A 17100-nucleotide genomic window follows, 5' to 3' on the forward strand; every position below is an offset into this window, starting at 1 on the left:
TGTCTTATTCTAATTTCTCTTTCAGGTACTGACCTGTCAGACTCTCTTTACATTTCGCTACCGTTTCTGGTGTTCCAGCCACGACGAGCGCACCGCCCTTGTCGCCGCCATCAGGACCTAAATCTATCACGTGGTCGGCCGTTTTCACAATCTCCATGTTATGCTCAATGATCAGAATCGTGTGTCCTCGCTCAATGAGTGCGTTAAACGACTCCAGCAGTTTATGTATGTCGTGGAAATGGAGTCCTGTCGTTGGTTCGTCGAAGATGAAGAGCGTGGGCTCTTGCTTCTCCTGTCCGATGAAGTAGGCCAGTTTTACACGTTGGTTCTCACCGCCAGAGAGGGTCGATGAGTTCTGCCCCAGTTTGATGTATCCAAGCCCAACATCCTGCAGTGTCTTCAATCGTTTTACAATCGTGTCTTGTTTGTATTTCGAGAAGAACTCTACCGCCTCATTGATGGTCATGTTAAGCACATCGTCGATATTCTTACCCTCAAATCTCACGTCGAGAATGTCATGTTTGAAGCGGTGTCCGTGACAGGCTTCGCACTCCAGTACGATGTCGGCCATAAACTGCATCTCTACTGTTATCACGCCTGCACCTTTACACTCTTCGCAACGGCCGCCGTCAGTATTGAATGAGAAATACTGTGAGGTGAAGCCCATCTGCTGTGCCAGCGGCTGTTCTGCAAACAAGTCGCGGATAGCGTCATAAGCCTTCACGTAGGTGGCAGGGTTGGAACGTGTGCTCTTACCTATGGGATTCTGATCGACAAACTCCACATGTTTGATGGCATCGATATCACCTTCAAGTGCCAGGAACTCGCCAGGAGCATCACATACATCGCCCAGGCGGCGTTTCAGTGCCGGGTAGAGGATACCCTTTATCAGGCTAGACTTTCCTGAGCCGGAAACACCAGTAACTACCGTCATCACGTTGAGTGGTATCTGTACGTCAATTCCTCTGAGGTTGTTCATGCGTGCTCCCTTGATGTCGATATGGCGATTCCAAGGGCGACGGCTCTTAGGTACGGGAATATCTTCTTCGTGCAACAAGTATTTCACTGTGTAGCTCTTCGGATACTTCTTGAGCGAATCTTTTACGATATCTTTTGCGTCACCGTCGAATACCACTTCGCCGCCCAGACGTCCTGCGTCTGGCCCTATGTCTATCAGGTGGTCGGCGGCACGCATAATCTCTTCGTCGTGCTCTACCACAACCACCGTGTTACCCAGTGACTGCAGTTCTTTCAAAACATGAATCAATCTGTCCGTATCTCGTGAGTGCAGACCTATGCTGGGCTCGTCGAGAATATAGAGTGAACCTACTAGCGAACTGCCAAGACTTGTACAGAGGTTGATTCGCTGACTCTCACCGCCTGACAATGTGTTTGAAAGACGGTTCAGTGTAAGATATCCCAGTCCCACGTCGAGCAGGAACTGAAGTCGGCTTGTAATCTCAGTTAACAGGCGTTTGCCAATCTCAGCTTCCTGCGGCTCAAGTTCTAAGCGGTCGAACCACTCTTTTAGTCTGATGACAGGCATTTGTACCAGATCAGTAATGCTTCGTCCGCCTATCTTCACATATTCTGCTTCAGGTTTCAGGCGTGTTCCGTGACATACAGGGCACGTAGTCTTGCCTCTGTAGCGGGCCAGCATAACGCGATATTGTATCTTATACTGGTTCTCCTTTACCATATCGAAGAAACTGTCAATACAAGGCTTTTCTTTAGCGCCCTTGTCCGAGGGTAACCCATGCCACAGCCAGTCTTTCTGCTTCTGTGTCAGATTCATGTATGGCTCAAAGATGGGGAAGTCGTCGTTAGCCGCATGGCGGCAGAACCAGTCTTTCCACTCTTTCATCTTCTCGCCATGCCAGCATACCACACAACCGTCATATACGCTCAGTGTTGTGTTGGGGATGACCAGTTTCTCGTCGATACCCATAATCTTGCCAAAACCTTGGCACTCAGGACATGCTCCTGCGGGTGAGTTGAACGAGAACATCTGATCGGTTGGTTCCTCGAAAGTCATGCCATCGGCCTCGAACTTCATTGAGAAATCGTAGAAGATGGTTGGCGGGAAGAGCAGTCTCATCTCACCATGTCCCTCAAAGAAAGCTGTCTCGGCAGAATCGACTAGACGTGCTATCACATCCTTCGTGTCGTCAACGCTCATGCGGTCGATGACAAGGAAGATCTCTTCGTCATTACAGTCGCCGCTAGCCAAGTAGTCATCTATGCGCTGGAAATCGTTCTTTACGTAGATTCTGGCGTAGCCCTCTAACTGATAAGTCTTCAGCTGCTGTTCCATGGTGCGTCCTTCGTGCAGATGGATTGGTGCCATTACAACGAAGCGTGTACCCTTTGAATACTCCAGCATCTTCTTCACGATGTCTTCTGTAGAGTGTTTCTTCACTTCTTCGCCACTCACGGGTGAATACGTGCGGCCTATGCGCGCGTAAAGCAAACGGAGATATTCATAAATCTCCGTCGAAGTGCCCATCGTACTGCGAGGGTTCCTCGATATGACCTTTTGCTCAATGGCTATGGCTGGCGGTATACCGCGTATGAAATCACACTCGGGCTTGTTCATCCTGCCAAGGAACTGACGGGCATAGCTCGACAAACTCTCCACATAACGCCGTTGGCCTTCGGCATACAAAGTGTCGAAGGCCAATGATGATTTGCCGGAGCCGCTGACTCCGGCAATCACTACGAATTGGTTTCGGGGTATCTTGACGTCAATACTCTTTAGGTTATTAACTCTCGCCCCTTTTATTTCTATGCAATCGCTCATTAAAGAATACTCTTGACGGCTTCGAGCATGCCGACACTCTGGATGAGGTCGAGATCCTGCTTCACCATCGTGTTCAGACCAGGAATCTTGTTCAGATCCTCCTGCCAGATGAACTCTGCACCGAGCACGCCATCGGTTACCTTCTGTGTGTCGTCGGTAGCCCATAGTTCTTTCAGCAGATCCATGATTCGCTGGTCGTCGTTTGGAATGATTTCTGTGCCGTCCTCACGCTTACCACCCTTATAGTAGGTGATGATAGCTGCCAGACCGAACACCAAACCCTTAGGCAGTTCGCCTTTGCGCTCCAGGAATGTTTTTACGCCGGGAAGGTCGCGGGCCTGGAACTTCGGGAATGAGTTCAGCATGATACTTGTCACCTGATGGTCTACGTATGGGTTGTCGAAACGCTCTAATACGTCGCCGGCAAACTTCTCGAGTTCGTCCATTGGCAGATCGAGTGTCTGCATCAGCTCTTCAAACTGTACCTTATGGATATACTTTCCTATTACTTCATGATTGCAGGCGTCGCGCACAATGTTCACACCGCTCAGGAATGCTACTGGGCTCAATACGGTGTGGGGACCGTTCAGGAGCGTTACCTTACGCTTGTGGTAAGGCTCTTCAGAAGGAACGAACAGCACGTGCAGACCTGCCTTGTCGGCGGGGAACTCCTTGGCTACTTCTCTTGGGGCTTCGATTACCCAGAGATGGAAGTTTTCTGCCTGTACCACCATGTTGTCACGGTAGCTGATCTTCTCCTGAATCTCTGCAATCTCTTTGCGGGGGAAACCTGGAACGATACGGTCTACAAGTGTAGCATATACGCCACAAGCCTCCTCGAACCACTTTTTAAAGTCATTGCCGAGATTCCACAGGTCGATATATTTATAGATGCACTCTTTCAGCACGTGACCGTTCAGGAAGATGAGTTCACAGGGGAAGATAATGAGTCCCTTTGTCATGTCGCCGCCAAATGTCTGATAGCGACGATACAGCAACTGAACCAGCTTACCGGGATATGAGCTGGCGGGTGCATCCTCGAGCTTACATGTGGGATCGAATGCGATACCCGCTTCAGTGGTGTTTGAGATAACGAAACGAATCTCTGGCTGGTCAGCCAGTGCCATGAAGGCGGCGTTCTGTGTATAGGGGTTCAGCGCGCGGCTGATGACGTCGATACGCTCGAGTGTGTTGACAGGTTTGCCGTTCTCGCGGCCCTGCAGGTTTACATGATACAGACAGTCCTGAGCGTTGAGCCAGTCGACCATACCTTTCTCGATAGGTTGTACAACGACAACGGAGCCATTGAAATCGGTCTTCTGGTCCATGTTCCAGATAATCCAATCAACGAATGCACGGAGGAAGTTTCCTTCACCGAACTGAATCACCTTTTCAGGCATCACGCTCTTAGGAGCAAATTGTTTGTTTAGTGGTTTCATTTTCAAAAGTTGTTTTGTTGTTCTTTGTTTACGACTGCAAAGTTAGTGTTTTTCAGTGATACCACCAAATCTTTCGTGTCATATAACGTTAAAAATCTACGAAAACCTTTGCGTTCGGAAAGCGGCAACTTTTGAAATATAAATCCCTGCCGGTTAGGGCAGGGATTTCGTATGTTTATCAGGTTATCTTGCGCTGACATATTTGTGGAGCGTCTGTCGCACGGCACCAGGGCCGGCATAGAGCTCACGGACGTAGCCTTCGATCTGTTCGCCGAGGCCTGCTTCGTAAAGGTCAAGACCAAACACGTCCTTGCGGCTGTAAAGCTGACGCAGCGGACTCCAGTCTTGGTCGGGCTTACCTATCTCAAGCGGGGCGACGATGGCCTGCAATTCTGCCAGCATTGGGTCGGGCGACGGCTCGAACGGCGTGAGATCGTCCTTGAGTCCCTTCAAGTAGCGGGCATAGCCAGCAAGGGTGAGGGGAATCAAAACGAGGTTCTCCATGTCGAGGTTGCGGGCAATGTATTTCTTGATGGTCTCACCGAAGCGGATAGGGAGTTTCTGTGATGTGTCACAAGCGATGCGCTGGGGTGCGTCGGGCATGAACGGGTTGGGCAGACGGCGGTTGATGACGGCGCCGATGAACTCGTATGGATTCAGCACGCCAGGGTCTGTGACAACGGGCATCGCCTCTATGTAACCGATCTTCTGGATGAACGGACGCAGATCTTCGTCGGCCATCTCAGCAGAGATCAGCGTATAGTCCAGCATGCAGCCATAGATAGACATAGCTGTGTGGAGCGGGTTCAGACAGGTAGTCACCTTCATGGTCTCAACCTTGTCTACGGTTTCACGGGTGGTATAGAGAGCACCGCCCAGATCGAGTGGTGGACGACCGTTGGTGTAGTTGTCCTCGATGACAAGATACTGCACCTCTTCAGCGTTCACGAACGGAGCGGTGAAGGTGTGCTTCTCTGTCTCAATGTAGTTGTTGTCCTCGAAACTATCAGCAGCCAGCATTTCCTTTACCTTCTCGTGTGGGCGCGGTGTGATTTTGTCGATCATAGACCAGGGGAAGGTAATCTTCTTCTCATCCTTCAGGTAATCGAGGAAGGCTGTGGGAACAAGTCCATCGGCAACCCAACGCTCTGCATAAGCAAATACGCCAGCCTTTACCTTATCGCCGTTGTGCGAGCAGTTGTCCATGCTCTGAACGGTGAGAGGCAGCTGTCCGGCATTGAAACGCTCAAGCAGCAGGGCGCAGACCTTACCCATGGCAAAGACAGGCTTCAGGCCGCGGGCCAGGTCGGCATCGTTATAGCTGTAGCCTTTCTCGGTGATGGTGAACGAAATCATCTGCAGACTCGGGTTCTTAAATATCTCCACGAGTCGGTTCCAGTCCTCAAACTGAGGATCTGCCTTTAGGGCCTCAGTCACTGATGCGATCACCTTCTTTTCGATAGAACCATCTGAGCAGAGGTTCACGCAGAGCGAAAGGTTGTTATAGGGGGCATAAGCCTTATCAATGACCTCGAAGTCGAAGGTCTCAGCTACAATCACACCGCGATCGTACTTACCTGTGTTCAGCGCATCGTTGAGAATGGCTGCGGGGAAGGCGCGGAAGATATTACCGCCTCCGAAGTGAACCCATGTAGGTTCCTTGGCAGTTTTCTCACGTATAGCTTTGATATCAAACTTTGGGAGTTCATAGCCTTTTGCTTCCCACTCTGCGGCATCATAGTTACCGCTAAAAATATCATTTAACTTCATAACGTTGTGTTTTATTTGGCACGGATTAACACGGTTCTCTTTAAGAGATACACTGCTTTGTTGCGCAACTAGCCGTGTTTTTTATAAAAGCTGTGTTAATCCGTGCCTAATATAATTTAATCAAAAAAACCAGGTTGTTTATACTCGATACCGAGTTCACGGTCGACGGTGGCGAGGATACCCTGTACCTGTCCGAGGGCAAACATACGGCCCAGAAGCGTATAACCTGCATTATGGCCATGACTGCTCTCGTCGAAGATACCACCAGGCTCGTCGGTGAATGTCATTCCATGGTCAACGCGCATCGGCAGTTCGGGGTTTTCCTTCTCGAAGATACGGCAGAGTTCGATGAGGTCGGCACGACCGCCTAGGTGGCTGGCCTCGGTGAAATCGCCGTTTGGGAAAATGTGGCAAGAGCGCAGGTGTACGAAGTGTGTACGCGATGCAAACTTCTTGGCCAAATCTACCACATTGTTATATGCACCTGCTGAAAGCGAACCAGCACAGAAGGTCAGACCATTGTGCTTGTTGGGCACGGCGTCGAGGAACCACTGGATATCCTCCTCGGTGCGAACTATGCGTGGCAAGCCGAGCACTTCGATAGGGGGATCGTCGGGGTGAACGCACATGTTCATGCCATATTCCTCGCAGGTAGGCATGATAGCCTCGAGGAAGTATTTCATGTTGGCACGTAACTGTGCTTTGTCGATACCCTTATAGAGGTTGAGGAAGTCGCGGAATTTCTGGATAGGAGCTTCGTCGTTTTCACTGAAATTACCCGACACAAAGCCCTGTGTCTTGATGATGATGGTTTCAACCAGTTTGTGATCCTTTTCTGGAGTCATGGTCTTGGCGAGCTCGTCGCATTCGGCAAGTACGTTACGGCCTTCACCTACACCCTCAGGGAACTTGAACTTTGCCCACTCCTCGCGGGCTCCTTCGCGCTTCAAAATATAAATGTCGAAATAAGCGAACTCGGCATAGTTGAAGTATAGGTTGGTGGCACCGTTTGGATTGTCGTGCTCCAAATCGGTACGGGCCCAGTCGAGCACAGGCATGAAATTGTAGCAGATGCAGTGAATGCCCTCTGCCGAGAGGTTGCGCAGTGACTCTTTATAAACCTCAATCTGGTGATCGCGGTCAGGGCCTCCATACTTAATTGTTTCTACAACGGGGAGCGATTCAACAACGCTCCAGCGCATGCCATAACTCTCAATGTACTCACGCAGGTCGCGAATCTTCTCGCGGGTCCACACTTCGCCAAGGGGTACGTCGTGAAGGGCTGTAACAATGCCTTCGACACCAATTTGTTTCAGTTGGGCAAGGGTGATCTTATCTTTCTTACCGAACCATCTCCATGTTCTTTCCATATATTTTGTTTTATTTTGTAGATTTCTGCTGCAAAGGTAGCAATTTTAACTCATACCAGTTTGTCTTTTCTACTCAAAAGTTTGTCTATTTGTACTTTTTTAGCGAATGCCCCATAATGAGCTCGCGGAAATCAAGAGGCCTAGAGGGCTTACCTGCATGATGAGAACTGAAAGTGGGAGCACTCTCGTTGCCATAGCGGTCTGTTGCTGTGATGGCATAATGCAACAGGCGTCCCTTATGGGGGATGCTGATTGACTGGTTCATATAACGTGTGGCAATGAGGTTGCGCGCGTCGCTGATGTCGACGGGGAAACGCTCAGAAGCATACACATTATATATTAGATAGTTGGCGCCAGAATTGTCGCGTGCGCCGCTCCACGATAGGAAGTCGCTACTCATGCCGCGCTTTACTGTTAGCGCGCGAGCAGATGAAGGAGCTGTCTTGTTGAACCATTTCATGGGTGGCAAAAGTGCAGGATAGAGATTAAAGTCTTTCGTGAAGGTGTATATACCTTTTGTATTGTCAGTGAAGAACTTAGAGCGGAAGAAAGTATAGCCCATTCCCAACTCACGAAGTACATTCATTTCACGGGTAATGACGTCGAGCACCCAGTTCTTCTCACGTGGATGGAGCATGTAAACCGCCAATCCTGGAGCAACGATGCGGCCGTAGCTATGCTGCTTCCAATCGACGGCAAAGGGGTAGAAGTTGTTGCCTTGAAAATACATCATGGGGAAAAGGGCGTCCATCAGTCCACTACGCAACCATCCTTGAGCATCCTGACAAACCGTGGTATTGGCATTCCATCCGGAACTCTTATAACGGGCCAGGTCGTCATACTTGCCGATTGGTGAACACGACAGCATCACCCAAGGTTTGAGAGCCTTTACCGAATGATTAATTTTGCGGACAATATCCGTGATGTTCTGTCTGCCTTGCTGACGACTTACTTTTAATTTCCAGGTTTCAGGATAGCGGATATAATCGAGGTGGATGCCGTCGATGTCGTAGCGGCGTGTCACTTCAGCGCAGAACCGTGCCAGATAATCACCCGTTTGCGGTTTCTCTGGGTCCATATATCCCTCGTCACCGATTTTGCGAATCAGACTGGGGTATTTCTGACGTATCAGTTTACATCCGTTAGTGTTCCATTTCCCTACTGGTATCGTTACAATCCATGCATGAAGCTGCATGCCACGCTTGTGGCACTCGTCGATACAGAACTGCAACGGGTCGTAGCCCGGTGACTGACCTGGTATACCTGTGAGACAGACGTCCCAAGGTTCTTCAGCGCAGGGAAACACCGTAGAGGCCCTGACGCGGGTCTGGAAGAATACGGTGTTGATATTGGCTTGCTGTAACTGATCGAGAATGGCGGTTAACTCCTGTTTCTGTTGATATGCGGAGTGAGAGCGGGGCCAGTCTATTCCCCCGATAGTAGTAAGCCATACAGCTCTGACTTCGTGTTTTGGAATCTGTGCTGAAACGTTCAGCGTCAATGCTAATAAGAGTAAAATTCGTATAATTGTTTTCAAAATGATGCTATTTTATTAAAATTTGCTGCAAAGTTAGCTTATTTTTTTCATTATCTCAAATAAAAACACTACTTTTGCAACAAAATAATTAAAAAACTTAGATAAAGATGATTTCTTTTTTGCTGAGTCTTTTGGCTCTTGTATTGGGTTATCTGCTGTATGGGCGCTTTGTTGAGCATGTGTTTGGTCCTGACAATCGTGCTACACCTGCCTTGACAAAGGCCGACGGTGTAGACTTTATTGTGCTGCCTAATTGGAAGATCTTCATGATTCAATTCCTGAATATCGCGGGTACTGGCCCGATCTTCGGTGCTATCATGGGTGCCAAGTTCGGTCCTGTGGCCTATCTGTGGATCGTCTTTGGCTGCATCTTCGCAGGTGCTATGCACGACTATTTCTCAGGTATGTTGTCGATGCGTCATGGTGGCGCAGGCCTGCCCGAGATGATTGGCCAGTATCTGGGTAAGACCACGAAGAACCTGATGCTGGTGTTCACCGTACTGCTGCTTGTGATGGTTGGCACCGTGTTTGTCTATTCACCGGCAGAAATCCTGCATAGTATCGGTGGCGATACGATGATGTGGATTATCATTATATTCGGTTATTACATCATTGCAACGATGTTGCCCATCGATAAAATTATTGGCAAGGTCTATCCGCTTTTCGCCTTCTCCCTGCTGTTTATGGCTGGTGCGCTGATGGTATGGCTGTTCTTGCATTGGCCCACATTGCCTGAGCTCTGGAATAACTTCTATAATATGGGAGCGGTTACAGAGCCCGAGACATGGAAAGATAACATATTCCCAGCTCTCTTCATCACCATTGCCTGTGGTGCCATATCCGGTTTCCATGGCACGCAGAGTCCGCTGATGGCTCGTTGCGTGAAAAGTGAGAAAATGGGTCGGCCTATTTTCTATGGTGCGATGATTACTGAGGGCGTGGTAGCCCTTATCTGGGCTACGGTAGCTGCCTGGTTCTTCTATGGAGAGCCTGCTCCCGGCTACCAGCTGATAGAAAGCGCTACGGCAGGTTTCCATACATCTGCTCCTGCTGTGGTGAATCTGGTTTGCAACGACTGGCTGGGCGTGGCAGGTGCTGTGCTGGCCATGCTTGGTGTTGTAGCAGCGCCCATCACGTCGGGTGATACGGCTTTCCGTTCTGGTCGACTCATCGTGGCTGAGTGGTTGAAACTCGATCAGCGTCCCATCCCGAAGCGTCTGTATATCTGTGTGCCCATGTTCGCTGCCTCTATCGCCATGCTAATATGGCAGATTGAGAATCCTGACGGTTTCAATACCATCTGGCAATACTTCGGATGGAGCAACCAGACGCTCAGCGTATTCACGCTTTGGACCATTACCGTCTATCTGGTGCGCCACAAGAAACCCTACTGGATTACACTGATTCCCGCACTCTTCATGACCACCGTGTGCTCAACCTATCTTTTCATTTCGAAGCAGGCGTTTGGCTTGCCAGCCAATGTGGCTTATACGATAGGTGCCGCTTGTCTGGTGATTGCACTCGTGTGGTTTTGTCTGTGGTATAGAAAGGAAACAACTAATAATATTAACTAAGTAATATTAAATGTATATGAGAAAACTAATGATGGCGGCCGTCGGCCTCATGATGGCAATAAGTGCTAATGCACAGTATCTGAACGATAATAAGAATGTGTTCTCTCAGGACAAGTGGTATGTTGGTGCTTCTGTATCAGGCTTCGATCTCAGCTGGCACAAGTATACAGACTGGACGTTCGACTTGCAGGCAAAGGCCGGTTATCTGTTCATTGACGACTGGATGGTAACAGGTCAGCTGGGTTGGCAGGCTCAGACCGATGTGCCCAGTTTCTTCAAGATAGGAGCAGGCCTTCGTTATTATTTTGAGAGTTGTGGCATTTATGCTGGTGTTTCAGGTAACTATCTTCACTGGGACGACTGGAACGACTTCCGTCCTGAACTGAATGTGGGTTATGCTTATTTCCTTACAGGCAAACTGACGCTAGAACCTGAAGTGTATTATGAGTACAGTACAGATAATAGCGATAATTCAGGTTTCGGTATCCGCCTCGGATTTGGATTGTATTTTTAAAATATAAATAAGATATATGTTAAGTGTAGAAGAATTGGTAGACAGACTGATTGATCTGTCATTTGCTGAAGATATCGGTGATGGCGACCATACCACGCTCTGCTGTATTCCGGAAGACGCGATGGGCAAGAGTCACCTGCTCATCAAGGAGGATGGTATTCTGGCGGGCGTAGAAATTGCTAAGGAAGTGTTCCGTCGCTTTGACCCCGAGATGAAAGTTGAGGTATTGATGCAAGATGGCACACGTGTGAAGAAAGGCGACATCGCAATGATCGTGACAGGTAAGGTCCGCTCATTGCTCCAGACAGAGCGACTCATGCTCAACATCATGCAGCGCATGAGTGGCATCGCCACGATGACTGATAAATATGTGCAGCATCTGAAGGGCACTAAGACCCGTGTGCTCGACACCCGTAAGACAACGCCAGGCATGCGTATGCTTGAGAAGCAGGCTGTGAAGATCGGTGGTGGTTGTAATCACCGTATCGGACTCTTCGATATGATTCTGCTCAAAGATAACCATGTCGACTTCGCTGGGGGAATCGTCAATGCTATTGACCGCTGTCATCAGTATCTTAAGGAAAAAGGGCTCGATCTGAAGATTGAGATTGAGGTGCGTTCGTTCGACGAGCTGCAGCAGGTGCTCGATCATGGTGGCGTCGACCGTATCATGCTCGACAACTTCAGTGTACCTGATACGAAGAAAGCCGTCGATATCATCAATGGTCGTTATGAGACCGAGTCGAGTGGTGGTATTACCTTCGACACCATCCGCGATTATGCTGAGCAGGGTGTCGACTTTATCTCTGTTGGAGCCCTGACACACTCTGTGAAGGGTCTTGATATGTCATTTAAAGCTTGTTGAACATAAATATGAAGAAGATTTTACTGATGGCAGGCCTGGTGCTGGTGAGCGCCGGTGCAGCTGCTTGTACTAATTTTATCGTAGGTAAGAAAGCCAGTGTTGATGGTTCAGTGTTTGTAACCTATAATGCCGACTCCTATGGCGCTTTTATGCCACTTTATCACTATACTGCCGCCAAGCATCAGGCAGGTGACATGCGTAAGGTGTATGAGTGGGACACCAATAAATATTTGGGCGAGATAGCAGAAGCGCCTGAGACATGGAATGTGATAGGCAACTCCAACGAGTGGCAGGTAACGATTGGCGAGACCACTTTTGGCGGTCGTCATGAGATGGCCGACTCAACAGGTATCGTCGACTATGGATCACTCATCTATATTACCCTGCAGCGTGCTAAGACAGCTCGTGAGGCTCTTCAGATCATGACGTCGCTGGTAGAGCAGTACGGATATTACTCGGAGGGTGAGACCTTCTCTGTAGCCGATAAGGACGAGGCGTGGATGCTCGAGATGATGGGCTGCGGTCCTGACCGTGAGAAGTCAAAGGAACGTACCGTGTGGGTAGCTGTCCGTATTCCAGACGATGCTATCGCAGCTCATGCCAACCAGAGCCGTATCACGAGATTTCTCGATGGCCGTTACGTACAGGTCAAGATCAAGGATCTTCAGAAAAAATATCCTGTGAATGGTAAGAAGGCTGTGCCCAACCTGATGGTATGCTCTGATAATGTGGTAAGTTACGCCCGTACCATGGGCTGGTTCGATGGCAAGGATGCCGACTTCAGCTATAACGCAGCCTATGCCGAACCCGATTTCTCTGGCCGTCGTTACTGCGAGGCTCGCGTATGGAGTTTCTTCAATCGTTTCAGCGACGATTTCTCTGCCTACGTGCCTTATGCCGCCGGTATTGAGAAGGGTGCAAAAGAGATGCCCCTCTGGATCATCCCTAACAAGAAAGTTGGTATGCAGGATCTGCGCGATGCTATGCGCGACCACTATGAGGGCACTCCGTTTGCACTCGACACCAACATCGGTGGTGGTATCTATGAGATGCCTTACCGTCCGTCACCTCTTTCTTATAAGGTAGATGGCGTTGAGGTTTTCAACGAACGCCCCATCTCTACCCAGCAGACCGCCTGGTCGTTCATCTCTCAGATGCGTTCATGGTTGCCCCGTGAGATCGGTGGCTGCTTCTGGTTTGGCAACGACGATGGTAACATGGTAGCCTATACGCCAATGTATTCATGTATCACCACAGTGCCTAAATGTTTCTCTGGTGAAGGAGCCGACGATGTGACGTTCTCTATCGATAATGCTTTCTGGGTGTGCAACTGGGTTAGTAACATGGTCTATCCTCGTTACTCCATGATGTTCCCGTCGCTGAAAGAGGTTCGCGACTCGCTCGATGCCTCATACGACCGTCTTCAGCCCGAGATTGAAGCTAAGGCAAAGGCTCTCGCTACTGCCGACGAGCGTATCAAACTGCTCACAGACTATAGCTGTCAGAAAGGTGACGAGATGATCAGTCGTTGGCGCCAGTTGGCTTTCTTCCTGATTGTGAAGTACAACGACATGGCCGTGAAACCCACCGATAAGAACGGCACCTTCGAGCGTTCGCCCTATGGCAACGGTGCCCGTGTGAAGCGTCCTGGCTACCCAGAGTCCTATGCCAAGGAACTTCTCAAGCTGACAGGCGACAAATACAAAGTACCTGTAGAGGAAAAGAAATAAAAGAGACTATATGTCAGCAAAAGTTAAGCCGCTCTGTTGTTGCAGGGCGGCTTTTCTTGAACCTGAAAAGACCCTGAGTTTGTCGTAATGAAACCTTAAGTTTGTCGTAATGAAACCCTAAGTTTGTCGTAATGAAACTCTAGGTTTGTCGTAATGAAACCCATAGTTTCCTTACGATTGACGAACAATGGATGGGGATTTCTCCAACACGTTTAGGGAAATCCCCATCATTGTTTAGGATTTTTCACTTGCAGAATATTCGGGATAGCCTTACCTTTGCAGCAGAAATAATAAATAAAAAACAACATGAAGTTTAACTTAAAGATAGGAAAGGGTAAAGTTATGAAGAAGATGTACACAATGCTGATGATGGCGATGATGGGACTTATGACAATGTCGCTGACCTCTTGCGAAGAGGACGAGGCTATCGCTTACACCCTTGAGGGTACTTGGAAGGGAAATATGTATATCTCTTCAGAGTGGGATGGCAGATATTACGACGCTACCTATTCAGAGATTACATTTCTGAAGGATCCACGTACTTATTCTAGCGGTTCTGGCTATTGGGTTGACTACTATAGCAAAGCCCCTTGGGACTATGTGGCTAATCATATCGACTGGCGCGTTGACTTCGGGACCATCTATATTTACTTCGTAGAAGAGGGAACCTCAATGGAAATACGTGACTACCGTCTGAACGCAGACCGCTTCAGTGGTTATATCTACGATAACGGCACGAACGTAGACTTTGAGCTCTACAACGTAAGTCGTCCGTACTATGACAACTATCGCTGGGGTTACGACAGTTGGGATTATGATTACTACTGGAGCCGCACTCGCGGAGTAGGAGTTGACAGCACAACGACGGTTGAGAAGCCCAAGAGAATTATAAGAAATGCAAAATAAATTTGGTTTTTAGCTTGATTAATCGTAACTTTGCAGCGGATTTCGAAAGGAGTCCGCTGCTTTGGTATATATATTTTAAAGTAAATGAACGCGTTTAGTAAGAAAAGAAGATGGCATTGTCTGTCGGGACAGGAACCCACGGAGATGGACAAGACCATTATGTATTGGGAGAATAAAGGTAAGTTGGTGCCGACTCGCGACCTGATAAAGACTCCTGAACAGATAGAGGGCATCCGTAAGGCGGGTGTCATTAATACAGGGGTGCTCGATGAAGTGGCCAAGCAGATTCATGCTGGCATGTCGACACTGGAGATTGACCAGATATGCAGAACATACTGCGAAGAACACGGAGCAGTTCCCGCCTGTCTGAACTATGAAGGATTCCCGATGTCGGTATGCACTTCGATCAACGAGGTGGTGTGTCATGGTATCCCTAAGGAAGAAGATGTGCTTGAAGAGGGTGATATCATCAATGTTGACTTTACGACGATTCTCGACGGCTATTATGCTGATGCCAGCCGTATGTTTATTATCGGCAAGACGACACCAGAGAAGGAACAGCTGGTTCGTGTGGCAAAAGAGTGCCTGGAGATAGGTATGGAGGCCGCTAAGCCGTATGGGTTTGTAGGCGATATTGGTCATGCGATAGAGAAACACTGTAAGAAATACGGTTATGGTATTGTGAGAGATCTGGCTGGTCATGGGGTCGGACTGAAATTCCATGAGGAGCCCGATGTGAACCATTATGGTCATCGTGGTACGGGTATGCTGCTTGTGCCTGGTATGGTGTTTACCATTGAGCCGATGATCAATATGGGTACTTGGAGAGTGTTTATCGACGCTGACGATCCGTATGGATGGGAGGTTATCACTGAAGACGAGAAACCGAGCGCTCAATGGGAGCACACGCTGGTGATGACAGAACATGGCGTAGAGATATTGACGTATTAAAAAGGTGAAGAGGTAAAATGTCTGATATATATATATTAGGTATAGAGTCGAGTTGCGACGATACGTCGGCTGCTGTTCTGAAGAATGGTGTGCTGCTGTCGAACGTCACGGCTTCTCAGGCTGTGCATGAGGCCTATGGCGGCGTTGTACCCGAACTGGCATCGCGGGCGCACCAGCAGAATGTGGTGCCTGTGGTGGACCAGGCCATCAAGAAGGCTGGCATTACGAAAGAACAACTGACGGCTGTTGCTTTCACACGTGGTCCTGGACTAATGGGCTCACTGTTGGTGGGTGTTAGTTTCGCAAAGGGCTTTGCCAGATCGCTGGGAATTCCTCTGATTGACGTAAATCATCTGCAGGGGCACGTGATGGCGCACTTTATCAAGGAATCGGAAGACGACATGCATCAACCGCCGTTACCGTTCCTGTGTCTGTTGGTAAGCGGAGGTAATTCACAGATAGTGAAAGTGAATGCCTATAATGATATGGAGGTTTTGGGACAGACGATTGATGACGCAGCTGGCGAGGCTATCGATAAATGCTCGAAAGTGATGGGGCTGGGATATCCTGGAGGCCCGATTATCGACCGTCTGGCGCGTCAGGGTAATCCGAAAGCTTATCAGTTTGCTGAGCCTAATATTCCCAATCTCGACTATAGCTTTTCCGGATTGAAGACGTCATTTCTCTATTCTATGCAGAAATGGGTGAAAGATGATCCAGACTTTATCGAACATCACAAGGAGGATATTGCTGCCTCGTTGGAGTGGACGATAGTGGACATTCTGATGAAGAAACTGAAGAAAGCCGTCAAGCAGACGGGTATCAAGCATGTGGCTGTTGCTGGAGGTGTGAGTGCTAACAACGGACTTCGTAATGCTTTCTATGACGCAGAAAAGCGCTATGGATGGACCATTTATATTCCGAAGTTCAGCTATACCACTGATAATGCAGCTATGATTGGCATTGTGGGGCATTATAAGTATTTGGACGGGGAGTTCTGTGCTATTGACGCTCCGGCTTTTTCAAAGGTAACATTTAAATAACTAGATATGGATTTTGAAAGTAAGATAACGAGTAGGGAAATCAGTGAGATTCTTTGGGATACTGAAAAGACAGTCGGTACTGCAGAAAGTTGTACTGGCGGCCGTATTGCCGAGGCAATTATCTCCGTGCCTGGTGCCTCGAAGTATTTCAAGGGTGGTATCGTCTCGTATGTAGACGAAATCAAGGAGAGTTTGTTGGGTGTTGATCATCTGCTGTTGGAAGAGAAAACCGCTGTGTGTGAGGAAGTTGCGGTAGCTATGGTGAAAGGGGCATGCAAGGCTCTGAATACAAATTACGCCATTGCTGCAACGGGCTTTGCAGGTCCTACCGGTGGTACGAAAGATATCCCTGTTGGTACTATATGGCTGGCATGCGGTAGTCTGGATAGAGTGGTGACTCTGAAGGTGGAAGAAGATCATGGTCGCGACATCAATCTGGCCATTGCAACCAATACGGTTATGGACTTGTTTTTGAACTTCTTGAAGGAAGAAAATGAGCCCCGTCCCGTACGTGAAGGTTAAAAAATGCTAATTCTTAGTCTTTAGTTTTACGCAAATCATTGAATTTCAATTAAAATGCGTACCTTTGCACCCTGTTTGG

General features: G+C 48.7%; 13 protein-coding genes. 8 read left to right on the plus strand and 5 right to left on the minus strand.

All coding sequences use genetic code 11. The features are described from left to right. Positions 1-4: 4 nt before the first annotated feature. The 5 genes from uvrA to BMX82_RS00560 all read right to left on the minus strand — a co-directional run bounded on the left by uvrA (position 5) and on the right by BMX82_RS00560 (position 8916). Entirely contained in the window at positions 5-2800 is a 2796-nt protein-coding gene (uvrA, locus tag BMX82_RS00540; RefSeq protein WP_091765177.1) for an excinuclease ABC subunit UvrA, read from the minus strand. Continuing rightward, positions 2800-4239, minus strand: a complete 1440-nt coding sequence (locus BMX82_RS00545) for a tagaturonate reductase (RefSeq protein ID WP_091766177.1) — start codon at positions 4237-4239, stop codon at positions 2800-2802. Before BMX82_RS00545 ends, uvrA begins: the two co-directional genes overlap by 1 nt. A 183-nt stretch (positions 4240-4422) precedes the next feature. Continuing rightward, a complete protein-coding gene (locus BMX82_RS00550) occupies positions 4423-6009 on the minus strand; it encodes a mannitol dehydrogenase family protein (RefSeq protein ID WP_091765180.1) in 1587 nt (528 codons plus the stop codon). 116 nt (positions 6010-6125) lie between these two features. Continuing rightward, entirely contained in the window at positions 6126-7379 is a 1254-nt protein-coding gene (gene uxuA, locus BMX82_RS00555) for a mannonate dehydratase (RefSeq protein WP_091765182.1), read from the minus strand. Positions 7380-7464: 85 nt separating this feature from the next. Beyond that, positions 7465-8916, minus strand: a complete 1452-nt coding sequence (locus BMX82_RS00560; RefSeq protein ID WP_091765185.1) for a glycoside hydrolase family 10-like protein — start codon at positions 8914-8916, stop codon at positions 7465-7467. Positions 8917-9023: 107 nt separating this feature from the next. Here BMX82_RS00560 and BMX82_RS00565 point away from each other — a divergent pair, with 107 nt between their 5' ends. The 8 genes from BMX82_RS00565 to BMX82_RS00600 all read left to right on the plus strand — a co-directional run bounded on the left by BMX82_RS00565 (position 9024) and on the right by BMX82_RS00600 (position 17021). Next, entirely contained in the window at positions 9024-10490 is a 1467-nt protein-coding gene (locus tag BMX82_RS00565) for a carbon starvation CstA family protein (RefSeq protein WP_091765187.1), read from the plus strand. 16 nt (positions 10491-10506) lie between these two features. Then, positions 10507-11004 (plus strand): outer membrane beta-barrel protein, encoded by a 498-nt coding sequence (locus BMX82_RS00570; protein WP_177171980.1) that lies wholly within the window; start codon positions 10507-10509, stop codon positions 11002-11004. 16 nt (positions 11005-11020) lie between these two features. Further along, complete coding sequence (gene nadC, locus BMX82_RS00575) at positions 11021-11869, plus strand: carboxylating nicotinate-nucleotide diphosphorylase (protein WP_036912088.1); 849 nt, start codon at positions 11021-11023, stop codon at positions 11867-11869. Positions 11870-11877: 8 nt separating this feature from the next. Beyond that, positions 11878-13599 (plus strand): C69 family dipeptidase, encoded by a 1722-nt coding sequence (locus BMX82_RS00580; protein ID WP_091766180.1) that lies wholly within the window; start codon positions 11878-11880, stop codon positions 13597-13599. 306 nt (positions 13600-13905) lie between these two features. Continuing rightward, complete coding sequence (locus tag BMX82_RS00585; RefSeq protein WP_255396517.1) at positions 13906-14505, plus strand: hypothetical protein; 600 nt, start codon at positions 13906-13908, stop codon at positions 14503-14505. Between the two features lie 84 nt (positions 14506-14589). Next, positions 14590-15456: a type I methionyl aminopeptidase gene (gene map, locus BMX82_RS00590; protein ID WP_091765191.1), complete on the plus strand. Its 867-nt coding sequence runs from the start codon at positions 14590-14592 to the stop codon at positions 15454-15456. Between the two features lie 17 nt (positions 15457-15473). Next, positions 15474-16499, plus strand: coding sequence for a tRNA (adenosine(37)-N6)-threonylcarbamoyltransferase complex transferase subunit TsaD (gene tsaD, locus BMX82_RS00595; RefSeq protein WP_036912096.1), 1026 nt, complete (start codon positions 15474-15476; stop codon positions 16497-16499). A gap of 6 nt (positions 16500-16505) precedes the next feature. Next, positions 16506-17021 (plus strand): CinA family protein, encoded by a 516-nt coding sequence (locus BMX82_RS00600; RefSeq protein ID WP_036912099.1) that lies wholly within the window; start codon positions 16506-16508, stop codon positions 17019-17021. The last annotated feature ends 79 nt before the right edge of the window (positions 17022-17100 follow it).

Origin of the sequence: Prevotella sp. khp7 (assembly GCF_900109055.1) — a bacterium.
Taxonomy (GTDB): Bacteria; Bacteroidota; Bacteroidia; order Bacteroidales; family Bacteroidaceae; genus Prevotella.

Bases quoted from the DNA above. Each gene is read 5' to 3' on its own strand.
- map (WP_091765191.1), top strand. From the start codon at position 14,590: ATGAACGCGTTTAGTAAGAAAAGAAGATGGCATTGTCTGTCGGGACAG.
- BMX82_RS00570 (WP_177171980.1), top strand. From the start codon at position 10,507: ATGAGAAAACTAATGATGGCGGCCGTCGGCCTCATGATGGCAATAAGT.
- uxuA (WP_091765182.1), bottom strand. From the start codon at position 7,379: ATGGAAAGAACATGGAGATGGTTCGGTAAGAAAGATAAGATCACCCTT.
- tsaD (WP_036912096.1), top strand. From the start codon at position 15,474: ATGTCTGATATATATATATTAGGTATAGAGTCGAGTTGCGACGATACG.
- BMX82_RS00585 (WP_255396517.1), top strand. From the start codon at position 13,906: ATGAAGTTTAACTTAAAGATAGGAAAGGGTAAAGTTATGAAGAAGATG.
- BMX82_RS00545 (WP_091766177.1), bottom strand. From the start codon at position 4,239: ATGAAACCACTAAACAAACAATTTGCTCCTAAGAGCGTGATGCCTGAA.
- uvrA (WP_091765177.1), bottom strand. From the start codon at position 2,800: ATGAGCGATTGCATAGAAATAAAAGGGGCGAGAGTTAATAACCTAAAG.
- nadC (WP_036912088.1), top strand. From the start codon at position 11,021: ATGTTAAGTGTAGAAGAATTGGTAGACAGACTGATTGATCTGTCATTT.
- BMX82_RS00600 (WP_036912099.1), top strand. From the start codon at position 16,506: ATGGATTTTGAAAGTAAGATAACGAGTAGGGAAATCAGTGAGATTCTT.
- BMX82_RS00565 (WP_091765187.1), top strand. From the start codon at position 9,024: ATGATTTCTTTTTTGCTGAGTCTTTTGGCTCTTGTATTGGGTTATCTG.
- BMX82_RS00580 (WP_091766180.1), top strand. From the start codon at position 11,878: ATGAAGAAGATTTTACTGATGGCAGGCCTGGTGCTGGTGAGCGCCGGT.
- BMX82_RS00550 (WP_091765180.1), bottom strand. From the start codon at position 6,009: ATGAAGTTAAATGATATTTTTAGCGGTAACTATGATGCCGCAGAGTGG.